10 protein-coding genes are annotated in these 10,818 nt (G+C 67.0%); 6 read left to right on the forward strand and 4 right to left on the reverse strand.

Features of this window, described 5'->3' with window-relative positions:
• The first annotated feature begins 120 nt into the window (after positions 1–120).
• From ACFFWD_RS24265 to argG, 5 genes are all read left to right on the forward strand, one after another.
• Complete coding sequence (locus tag ACFFWD_RS24265; protein ID WP_376969280.1) at positions 121–741, forward strand: invasion associated locus B family protein; 621 nt, start codon at positions 121–123, stop codon at positions 739–741.
• A gap of 74 nt (positions 742–815) precedes the next feature.
• Positions 816–2,018, forward strand: a complete 1,203-nt coding sequence (gene rlmN / locus ACFFWD_RS24270) for a dual-specificity RNA methyltransferase RlmN (RefSeq protein WP_376969282.1) — start codon at positions 816–818, stop codon at positions 2,016–2,018.
• Positions 2,019–2,083: 65 nt separating this feature from the next.
• A complete protein-coding gene (locus ACFFWD_RS24275; protein WP_376969284.1) occupies positions 2,084–2,578 on the forward strand; it encodes a hypothetical protein in 495 nt (164 codons plus the stop codon).
• 39 nt (positions 2,579–2,617) lie between these two features.
• Positions 2,618–3,406, forward strand: a complete 789-nt coding sequence (locus ACFFWD_RS24280) for a phosphatase PAP2 family protein (protein WP_376969286.1) — start codon at positions 2,618–2,620, stop codon at positions 3,404–3,406.
• A gap of 94 nt (positions 3,407–3,500) precedes the next feature.
• The gene (gene argG / locus ACFFWD_RS24285) at positions 3,501–4,838 is read left to right on the forward strand and encodes an argininosuccinate synthase (RefSeq protein WP_376969288.1); all 1,338 of its coding nucleotides are present in this window, start codon (positions 3,501–3,503) and stop codon (positions 4,836–4,838) included.
• Positions 4,839–4,994: 156 nt separating this feature from the next.
• On the opposite strand, the gene ACFFWD_RS24290 is transcribed toward argG, so the two are convergent.
• Positions 4,995–5,582, reverse strand: a complete 588-nt coding sequence (locus ACFFWD_RS24290; protein WP_376969290.1) for a TetR/AcrR family transcriptional regulator — start codon at positions 5,580–5,582, stop codon at positions 4,995–4,997.
• A 95-nt stretch (positions 5,583–5,677) separates the two neighbouring features.
• Between ACFFWD_RS24290 and ACFFWD_RS24295 the strand changes: the two genes are divergently transcribed.
• Complete coding sequence (locus ACFFWD_RS24295) at positions 5,678–6,043, forward strand: nuclear transport factor 2 family protein (protein ID WP_376969292.1); 366 nt, start codon at positions 5,678–5,680, stop codon at positions 6,041–6,043.
• A 284-nt stretch (positions 6,044–6,327) separates the two neighbouring features.
• On the opposite strand, the gene ACFFWD_RS24300 is transcribed toward ACFFWD_RS24295, so the two are convergent.
• From ACFFWD_RS24300 to ACFFWD_RS24310, 3 genes are all read right to left on the reverse strand, one after another.
• A complete protein-coding gene (locus ACFFWD_RS24300) occupies positions 6,328–8,694 on the reverse strand; it encodes an OmpA family protein (RefSeq protein WP_376969294.1) in 2,367 nt (788 codons plus the stop codon).
• A gap of 243 nt (positions 8,695–8,937) precedes the next feature.
• Complete coding sequence (locus tag ACFFWD_RS24305) at positions 8,938–9,324, reverse strand: VOC family protein (RefSeq protein ID WP_376969296.1); 387 nt, start codon at positions 9,322–9,324, stop codon at positions 8,938–8,940.
• A 324-nt stretch (positions 9,325–9,648) separates the two neighbouring features.
• Complete coding sequence (locus ACFFWD_RS24310) at positions 9,649–10,476, reverse strand: FkbM family methyltransferase (protein WP_376969298.1); 828 nt, start codon at positions 10,474–10,476, stop codon at positions 9,649–9,651.
• Positions 10,477–10,818 lie beyond the last annotated feature (342 nt).

The following is a 10,818-nucleotide window of genomic DNA, read 5'->3' on the forward strand; positions in this document are numbered from 1 at the left end:
CGGTCGTGCGTTTCGCGTAACTGCCTTCCCAAAAAGACGTTTCCCGGCTATCCATCCCCGCCGGTGGACGGGGACCGCCGAGCCATCTTCCAGTCACAATGATGGGGGAACCAGTCGGCCGTGCGGCAAATACTGACATCACTGATTGCGTGTGCCCTGGTGTGCGGGACGACGTCCCTCGCCCAGGCGCAAGGTGCGTCCAAAAAGGACACGGCGAAGGACACGGCGAAGCCCGCGCCGGCGGCCGCGGCCAAGCCCGCGCCGTCGCCGGCCGCCGCCGCGGCCGGCGGCGCGGAGCCGACGCTGATCGGCCAGTTCGGCACCTGGGGCGCCTATACCGCGACGCCGAACGGCAAGAAGGTCTGCTTTGCGCTGGCCAAGCCGTCGTCGTCGAAGACCAACCCGCCGAATCGGCCGCGCGATCCTGCCTATGCCTTCGTCTCGACCCGCCCGGCGGAAAAGGTCATCAACGAAGTCTCGATCATGATCGGTTACGCGCTGAAGCCGGGCTCTGAATCGACGCTCGAGGTCGGCGGCGGTAGTTACGCGATGTACACCCAGGGCGACGGCCTCTGGATCAAGAATGCGGCCGAGGAGGAGCGGATGGTGGAAGCCATGCGCAAATCGGCCGAGGTCACGGTGAAGGGCGTCTCCGCCAAGGGCACCGAGACGACGGATACTTTTTCGCTGAAGGGCCTGTCGCAGGCACTCGACCGGCTTTCGCAGGACTGCCGGCGCTAAGTCAGGGTTCAAGTCCCGAAATTGCAGCATTTGGCGGCTTTCCAGCGCGGTCTGGAAGGCCTATTTGAGGTTTCATGACCGACACCATGACCCCCGGCGCCAACGCGCCGCTCGAAAAGGTTCCGCTCGAGACCTATGTGCCGCCGGCGAAACCGTCGCTGATCGGGCTGTCGCGCGCCGAGATCGCCGACCGCCTCGGCGAGATTGGGGTTCAGCCCTCGCAGCGCAAGATGCGCACCCAGCAGCTCTGGAACTGGATGTATTTCCGCGGCGCCAAGACGTTTGACGAGATGACCAACGTCTCGAAGGACATGCGCGCCGAGCTCGAGAAGCATTTCACCGTCGACCGTCCCGAGGTGGTCGCCGAGCAGATCTCCAACGACGGCACCCGCAAATGGCTGTTGCGGTTGCCGAGCGGCGACAAGCTCGAGAGGCCGCACGAGGTCGAGTGCGTCTATATTCCGGAGACCGATCGCGGCACGCTGTGCGTCTCCTCGCAGGTCGGCTGCACGCTGAACTGCGCGTTCTGCCACACCGGTACGCAACGGCTGGTGCGCAACCTCACCGCCGGCGAGATCGTCGGCCAGGTGATGGTGGCACGCGACCGCCTGAATGATTGGGCCGACCGCGAGAACGGCTCGCGCCTCGTCACCAACATCGTGATGATGGGGATGGGCGAGCCGCTCTACAATTTCGACGCGGTGCGCGACGCGTTGCTCATCGTCGCGGATAACGAAGGCATCGGCATCTCCCGCCGCCGCATCACGCTGTCGACCTCGGGCGTGGTGCCGAACATCAAGCGCACCGGCGAGGAGATCGGTGTGATGCTCGCGATCTCGCTGCACGCGGTGCGCGACGAGCTGCGCAACGAGCTGGTGCCGCTCAACCGCAAATATCCGATCGCCGAGCTCTTGCAGGCCTGCCGCGACTATCCCGGCGCCTCGAACGCGCGGCGCATCACCTTCGAATATGTGATGCTCAAGGGCGTCAACGATTCGCTCGACGACGCCAAGCTGCTTGTCAAACTGCTCAAGGGCATCCCGGCCAAGATCAACCTGATCCCGTTCAATCCGTGGCCGGGCACGGTCTATCAATGCTCGGACTGGGATCAGATCGAGAAATTCTCCGAATACATCTTCAACGCCGGCTATTCCTCGCCGGTGCGCACGCCGCGCGGCCGCGACATCCTCGCCGCCTGCGGTCAGTTGAAGTCGGAGACCGAAAAGCTGTCCGCACGCGAGCGCCAGGCGCTGCGCGCGATGGCGATGACGGATTAGGGCATGATCCCGAAAAGCGGCTACCGGTTTTCGGATAAGATCATGACCAATCAAAAGAGGATCCGATGGCCCTGATCGGCCGGCTGTTCGTCATCTTATTCGCCTTCCTCGCGGCCTGCCTGGTGGCGGGGATCATCGTGGTCGGCGTGGTGCTCTATCCAGAAATCAGCGACTTCACCGGCGCGCCGATCGACCAGCGCGCGATCGACGTCGTGCTCGGCTTCGGCTTCATCTTCATTTCCGGCTTTGCGTTGTTGCCCGCGCTGATCGTCGTGCTGATCACCGAGGCCTTCTATATCAGGAGCGTGCTGGCCTACGCCGTCGGCGGCGCGCTGGTCGGCGCTGCCTGCTATCTCGGGCTCGTGCCGTTCGACCCCGATACGCTGCGCTTCGAGGGCATCGTGCGCCGGCACCTGGAGATCATGACCGGCGCCGGTATCGTCGCCGGCCTCGTCTACTGGCTGATCGCCGGCCGCAGCGCCGGCGCCTGGCGCGAGCCGCTCCGCCCGGTGCGCCCGCCGCCTCCGCCGCTACCGTCGCAATCGCGGCCGCAGCCGTGATGCTTCCCATGTCCCGCCGCTTCGGATAAACCGCGCGCCATGAACCGGACCGGACCTGTCATCGCGCTGGCGCTGGCGCTTATCATCGGGCTCCTGTTCGGGGTCTATCCCGAGCTCGACCTGAAGCTGGCGGCGCTGTTCTATGACGACGCGCAGAAGATCTTTCCGCTGAAGCTCAACGCGGTCGCTGCGTTTGCGCGCGATGCGGCGATGTGGATCGCCTGGGCGTTCGTGCTGCCGGCGATCGTGGCCATCGTCGCAAAATTCGTGCGGCCCGATCGGCCGATGCTGATGTCGGGCCGCGCCGCGATCTTCCTGCTCGCAACGATGCTGCTCTCCGCCGGCGTGCTCACCAATCTCACCTTCAAAAGCTATTGGGGCCGGCCGCGGCCGGTGGTGGTGACCGAGTTCAGCGGCGACAAGGCATTCGTGCCGTGGTGGGATCCGCGCGGCACCTGCGCGCGCAACTGCTCGTTCTTCTCCGGCGAGGGCGCGACCGCGTTCTGGACCTATGCGCCGGCAGCGCTGGCGCCCCCGACCTGGCGGCCGCTCGCCTATGCCGCGGCGACCGTGTTCGGCGTCGCCACCTCAGGCTTGCGGATGGCGTTCGGCGGGCATTTCTTCACCGACGTCGCGATCGCCGGCCTGGTGTCGTTCCTGGTGATCTGGCTCGCCTATGCCCTGATCTACCGCTGGGCCGCGACCCGGCTGACCGACGCAGAGGTCGATGCGGCGCTGACGCGGCTCGCCTGGCCCGGTTACCGGCTGATCCAGCGCTGGCGTGGCCGCGACGTCGGCCCCGCGCAGCCGGCGCGCGCGGTGTCGTAAACCGCATTAAACGCGTGCCCATTGCGGCGAAATTTGTTATTCGCGCACTCAAGCCGCCGGCGGCAAAGCGACATCTCGACCGATTGGAAGCACCATGAGTACGATCCTGAAAAGCCTTCCCAAGGGGGAAAAAGTCGGCATCGCGTTTTCGGGCGGTCTCGACACCAGCGCAGCGCTGCTCTGGATGAAGCAGAAGGGCGCGCGCGTCTTTGCCTATACCGCGAACCTCGGCCAGCCCGACGAGGCCGACTACGACGAGATCCCGCGTAAAGCGCTGGAGTTCGGCGGCGAGAAAGCCCGGCTGGTGGATTGCCGCACGCAACTGGTCCATGAAGGCGTCGCCGCGATCCAGTCGGGCGCGTTCCACGTCTCGACCGGCGGCCTCACCTATTTCAACACCACGCCGCTCGGCCGCGCCGTCACCGGCACGATGCTGGTCGCGGCCATGCAGGAGGACGGCGTTAACATCTGGGGCGACGGCTCGACCTTCAAGGGCAACGACATCGAGCGCTTCTACCGCTACGGCCTTTTGACCAATCCGAGCCTGAAGATCTACAAGCCCTGGCTCGACCAGCAGTTCATCGACGAGCTCGGCGGCCGCGCGGAAATGTCGGCGTTCATGACCGCCAATGGCTTCGCCTACAAGATGAGCGCCGAAAAGGCGTACTCGACCGACAGCAACCTGCTCGGCGCGACCCACGAGGCCAAGGATCTCGAGCAGCTCGACAGCGGCATCAAGATCGTCAATCCGATCATGGGCGTGCCGTTCTGGCGCGACGACTGCGCCGTCAAGGCCGAGAAGGTCGTCGTGCGCTTTGTCGAGGGCCAGCCGGTCGCGCTGAACGGCCAGACCTTCACCGATCCGGTCGCGCTGTTCCTCGAGGCCAATGCGATCGGCGGCCGGCACGGCCTCGGCATGAGCGACCAGATCGAGAACCGGATCATCGAGGCCAAGAGCCGCGGCATCTACGAGGCGCCCGGCATGGCGCTGTTGCACATCGCCTATGAGCGGCTGGTCACCGGCATCCACAACGAGGACACCATCGAGCAGTACCGCATCAGCGGCATGCGCCTCGGCCGGTTGCTTTACCAGGGACGCTGGTTCGATTCGCAGGCGCTGATGCTGCGCGAAACCGCCCAGCGCTGGGTGGCGCGCGCCATCACCGGCGAGGTGACGCTCGAGCTGCGGCGCGGCAACGACTACTCGATCCTGAACACCGAGAGCCCGAACCTGACCTATCAGCCGGAGCGGCTGAGCATGGAGAAGGTGGAGGATGCGCCGTTCACGCCGGCGGACCGCATCGGCCAGCTCACGATGCGCAACCTCGATATCGCCGATACCCGCACCAAGCTGAAGCTCTATTCCGACACCGGCCTGATTTCGCTCGGCGAGGGTTCGCCGATCCTCAGGATCGAGAAGGACAAGGGCTGAGCGCGGCGGACATCACCACCGTCATTGCGAGGAGCGAAGCGACGAAGCAATCCATCTCTCCCCGTGTGGCGACATGGATTGCTTCGCTTCGCTCGCAATGACGGCGGAGAAAGCGCGCTGAACGGTACGCTTTGCTCACCCTACAAATTTCTTGAATTACTTCACCCTCAGCGCATCAAGCAGCGAGCGGAACGCGCGCGCATAGTCGGTGCCGGTCTTGCCGATGTCGGGGCCGGCGGATACCGCAACCGCAGCTTCCGTCACCGCGCCGAGCAACAGCCTGGCGAGCGGCTCGATCGGCTGCCGCGCGATCACGCCGGCCTCCATCGCCGCGGCAATCGCGCGGGGAAACTTGCCGCCGAAATGTTTGGCGTCGATCTCGCGCCAGCGCTCCCAGCCGAGCACGGCCGGGCCGTCGCGCAGGATGATCTGGCCGGTCGGCCCCTTTGAACACGCCGCGAAATAGCCCTGCGTTCCCGCCGCCATCGCGGCGAGCGGATCCTTCTCGGCGCGCGAGATGCGGTCGAGGTCGGCGACGAGGTCGATCGAGACCTGCTCGAACACCGCTTCGAACACCGCCTCCTTGGTTGGGAAGTGATGATAGACCGCGCCCTTGGCGACGCGCGCGCCTGCGGCGATGTCGTCGATCGTGGTCGCGGCAAAGCCGCGCTCGCCGAAGATGCGCCGCGCCGCCTTGACGATCGCGCTCCTGGTCTTCTCGCGTCGCTCCGCCTGGGTTGCCATGACGCATGTCTAGCGCAGTTCCGAAAGCGTGCCAATTGACTTACCGACCATCAGTCGATAAATACCGACCATTAGTCGGTATATGGAGATGCCCGATGCCCTCGCTCAAAACCCTGCAGGCCTTCGCTGATACGGTCGAATCCAACGATCATGTCGGCGCCATCAAGAACTTCTACGCGCCCGATGCCCGCACCCAGGAGAATGACGGTGAGTGGCGCGTCGGCCGCGACGCGCTCGCGGCGCGCGAGGCCGCCGTGCTGGCGCAGGTCGCGGGCGTCAAGACCACGCGGCTCGGCCCGCTGCTCGTCGACGGCGATCATTCCGCGATCTGCTGGCGCTTCGAGTTCACCGGCAAGGACGGCAAGGTCCGCAGCATGGAGGAGGTCGCCTGGCAGACCTGGCGCGGCGACGAGCTGGTCGAGGAGCGCTTCTTCTACGATCCGCAGCAGATGAAGCGGTGATTGATCTACAGGCTAGCTTCACCTCTGCCGCTTGCGGGGTCGAGACGAGCGAAGCTCGCTCTTAGGTCGTGTCATGTCGTAGTCGGTCGATCCGCAAAACTCGTCATGCCCGGCCTTGTGCCGGGCATCCACGTCTTACCTTCCGCGTTGAGAAAGACGTGGATGGCCGGGACAAGCCCGGCCATGACGATGCGAAGACGTTCTCGACCCAATGCGGTCACACACAAAAACAAAAATGGCCGGGATCGCTCCCGGCCATTTTCGCGTCGTGATGTCTTGCCGGCTCAGCGCGGTGGCGCCGCGGCCGCCTGGTCGCCGGTGAGCAGCGGGGTGATGCGGCGGACGGTGACGCGCCGGTTGATGCGGCTCGGTCCGTCGGTCTGCTCTTTCAGATACTGCTTGCCGTAACCCTGCGACGTCAGGTTCTCCGCCGGCACGCCGAATTGCTGGGTGAGCAGTTCGGCCGCGGCCTGCGCGCGACGGTCCGACAAAGACAGATTGTCGACGTCGTTGCCGACCGCGTCGGTGTGGCCCTCGATCAGGAACACCTCGCGCGGGTTGCGCTGGATCGCTCGGTTGAGGCCGTCGGCAATCACCTGCAGCCTCGCAGCCTGGTCCGGCGGAATGGTCCACGACCCGGTGTCGAAGGTGATGGTGTTGATGTCGATGCTCGGCATCCGCATGCGGACATTCGGGCTGTAGCGGATCTCGTCGAGCGAGTAGCGTCGCTCGATCCGCTCCACCGGCGGGGCCTCCATGGTCTCGTAGATCACCTCCGGCGGCGCCTCCTGAGCGTCGACGATGTAGCGATCATAGGGAATGCTGACCACCGGCGGCGGCAGGTCGACATAGAAGCCGCCGACCGCGCGCGGATCGCGGTAGGTGTTGTCGATGATGACGAGCTCGCGACCGCCGGTATCCCGGCGGATTCGGCGCAGCAGCTGTCCATCGGGCCCGACCACCGTGATGATCTCGGTGCCGTCGGGACGGATCACGACGGTGCGGGTTTCGCCGCCGATCGTCTCGGTGCGGATGTCGCGGGCGCCGTAGCGGAAGCGATACAGATCGTTGCCGCGGACGTACTCCTGCCCGCCCGGATCGCGGATGATGATGCGGTCCGGCTCGGTGTAGACGGTACGGCCGCCTTCGACGACCTCCTGCCGCTGGTTGCGGAGATCGGCGATGGTCGCGCCGATCACGGCACCGGCGACCACGCCCGCACCGATGGCGAGCGGCGTCAGGTCACGCCGCGGCGGTGCCGGCGGTGGCGGCAGTGGCGCTGTGATCGCCGGCGCGGCTCGGAACGCCGGCGCAACCGTCGGCGGAGCGTATTGCGCCCTGTCGGGCGGTGGCGCTGCGGCCGCCGAGCCTGGGACGACAGTCGGCGCTGCGGCGCCAGGGGGCGGCGGCGCTGCCGGGGTGATGCCGGGACGTCCCGGCGCGCCGGGTGCAGGCGCGGCCGTTCCACCCATCGCTCCAGCAGGCAGACCTCCTGCGGCGGGTGGCGTTGCGGGCGCAGTGCCAGCAGCCGGCGGTGTGCCGGGCCGTGCCGGCGGGGTCACGCCGCCCGCTGCGGGCGGCGTCGGAGTGGCCGTGCCGGCAGCCGGTGGCGTTGGCGGAGCTCCGACAGCCGGCGGTGCGCCGGGCCTCGCCGGCGGCGTCGCGCCGCCTGCAGCGGGAAGCGTCGGCGTGCCAGTGCCGGCAGCCGGCGGCGTCGTCGGAGCGCCAGCCGCGGGAGGGGGTGCGCCGGGGCGTGCCGGCGGGGTCGCGCCGCCCGCAGCTGGAGGTGTCGGCGTGCCGGTGCCGGCAGCCGGCGGCGTTGTCGGAGCGCCAGCCGCCGGAGGCGGTGCACCGGGGCGTGCCGGCGGCGTTGCGCCACCTGCAGCGGGCGGCGGTGTCGTTGCCGAGGGCGCAGGCGCCGTCGCGCCGGGCGGCGGTCCCGGCGGCTGCTTCGCGCCGGGCGGCGGTGCGCCCTTTTGCCGCGTGTCCGGTGCCGGTGCGGGCGGCGTTGCGGGAGCTGCCGGCGCGGGGGTTGCGGCAGCGGGCGGCGGCGGGACCGCAGGCCGTGCAGGGGGTGCCGCGCTCGGCGGAGGCGGTGGCGGCGGAGTGTGTGCCGGTGGTGCCGCTGCGGGCGGCGGGGGCGGCGGCGGAGTCGGCCGCGCCGGTGCTGCCGCGGGAGGAGGAGGTGGCGGCGGAGCCGGGCGCGCTGGTGCGGCCGCAGGAGGCGGCGGTGGCGGCGCTGGGCGTGCAGGTGCAGCCGCGGGAGGTGGAGGCGGCGGCGGCGGGGTCGGACGCGCGGGGGCAGCCGCAGGCGGCGGCGCGGGCGGCGTCGGATGTGGCGGAGCGGCAGCCGGGGGTGGGGGCGGCGGCGCAGGCCGCGGCGGAGGTGGTGCTGCCGGAGGCGGTGCCGGCGGATGCGGCGCGGCGGCAGGCGGCGGCGCGGGTGGTGCCGGACGTGCTGGCGCGGCCGGCGGACCCGGCGGCTGCTTCGCTCCGGGCGGCGGTCCCTTTGGCCGTCCGTCGGGGCCGACTTCTTCCTTCTGCGCCTGCGCGACAACGAGCGGTGAAGTTTGCGCGTGCGATGCTGAGACGGCGAACTGCATCACCGTCAGCGCAGTCGTGGCAAGCAGCACGAGACGAAGCTTTGTCATGATATTTGAAATCCCCGGCGAAAAGTCTGGGCAGGAAGAAAACGCTTGAGCCGAACAATTCGGCGGTTCGATGAACCGCTAATCGTTAGGCCGGATTGTGGCGGGCAACGAATCAAAGGCGCATTTTATTTCGACATCATAACAGGTTGCATGTCGATTCATTCATGACGCATTCAGAAGAGGTCCCTCACGCGACGCGACAACGGCACACGCGCGAGGATGTTCCCGATTCGCGCGCGGAACTCAGCCAGCCGTGTGACAAACTGCCTCGATGTTGTGGCCGTCGGGATCGAGCACGAAGGCGCCGTAGTAATTGGGATGATAATGCGCGCGGATGCCGGGCGGGCCGTTGTCGCGGCCGCCGGCGGCAAGCGCCGCCTTGTAGAAGGCATCGACCATGGCGCGGTCCTTGGCGACGATTGCAATATGCACCGGCTTGCTCAGCGCACCCTCGCCACCGATCCAGAAGTCCGGCTTGCCGCCGGTGCCGAAGCCGGCGGCGGGATCGTGCCCGGTCTGCTCCGCCGTCACCTCCATGATGAGGCTGTAGTCGAGCGGCGCCAGCGCCTTCTCATAGAACGCCTTGGCGCGCGCGTAGTCCGACACCGGAAAACCGATATGGTCGATCATTGGGAGCCTCCCTTGTTGTTGTATCTGCGGTCTCGCGCTTCACCTCTCCCGCTTGCGGGGGAGGTCGGATTGCATCGAAGATGCAATCCGGGTGGGGGCTCTCCCCCCACGAAGAGTGTCACTCGCGGTCAGACCCCACCCCGACCCTCCCCCGCAAGCGCAGGGCAATCGCATTGGCAAAAAATTCGGATATCTCGAAGGAAAAGGGCGAAATCGTTCTACATTCGATTCCGCTTCGTTCGCGATCCGATTCAGTTTCAGGCTGCACCTCCGAGCCATATGCGATTGCCCTGCCCGCAAGCGGGAGAGGGAGTTCATCGGAGTTCAGCTTCGCGCAAGCAGCGTGTTGCTCCGCGTCCGGCCCTGCTCGACGTAACCACGCGAATACATGTCCGCAATGCAGTCGTCGAGCCATTCGTCCTTCGAGAGATGCTCGATCACCACTGCGCGAGGCCATAGCGCCTCCGGCGCTTCCCGGAAGAAGCCGGTCAGCACGCGATCCTCAAAACCCTCGACATCGATCTTCAGCGCGTCGATCTCTGCCGCGCCCGCCTCTTCGAGGATGCGCTGCAGCCGGAGCGACGGCACGTTGAATGCCTTGCCGGTGGCTGCGCCCGTGACGATGTGGCTGGCGCCGAGATTGTCGCCGTCGGTTTCGATCATCAGTTCGCCGTCCGATGGTCCGGCCGCGGCGGCGACCAGCCGCACCTGCGCGTAGCCGGAGGCCTTTGTGTTGAACGCCAGCCTCGCATGCGTCACCGGATGAGGTTCGATGGCGATCACCTTGCCGGCAGGCCCGACGTCGCGCGCCAGCGCCAGCGCATAGGTGCCGACATTGGCGCCGACATCGACGAATGTGCCGCCCGCACGCACGTGGCGGCGCAGAAAGGCAAGCTCCTCGAGATTGTAGTCGGGGTTGAACAGCGCGCCGCGCTCGGTGGCGCTGGCCTGATGATAAAAGCGGAACGAGGCGCCCTGATAGGCGACGTCGAGCGGCCCCGCGCCGAACAGATTGACCAGCCGCGACAGCCAGGGGCGGAACGCGCCGCGCTTCAGTCCGGTGCCGTGCGCAAGACGAATGATGGCGGCCTGCGCTGCGTTGGGCGCGAAGGCGCCGAATGGCGGCGGCGAAGCATCGTTGCTGGGGATCAAAGATCGTCCTCGTCAAAAGCGGCGCATGAATAGCCGGTTTTGCCGGGGACTCCAACGCGCAAGGCATCCTGCGGGCTGCGCGCAAAATCGAAATTCACCCGACAAATCAACGCGACACACCCTGTCCAGTCCTGGTTGCGAAAATATTCCGCTTCCGTCGTCGGGCAAATCAGTGGCACGAATCCGCCCGTCTCACCTTAATGAGGGGCGGCTCGCGATCGTCACGAACGTGGTGTGGGATGCGGTGGACGCGGAATGCACGATACGACGAGCGTGCGCGACGCGGACGGCGAAGTCGTGTGGTCCTGACGCCCCAGTGGCTGGTGTCTCGTCAGCAAGTCT

This window comes from Bradyrhizobium erythrophlei, assembly GCF_042430365.1.
GTDB classification, from domain to species: Bacteria; Pseudomonadota; Alphaproteobacteria; order Rhizobiales; family Xanthobacteraceae; genus Bradyrhizobium; species Bradyrhizobium erythrophlei.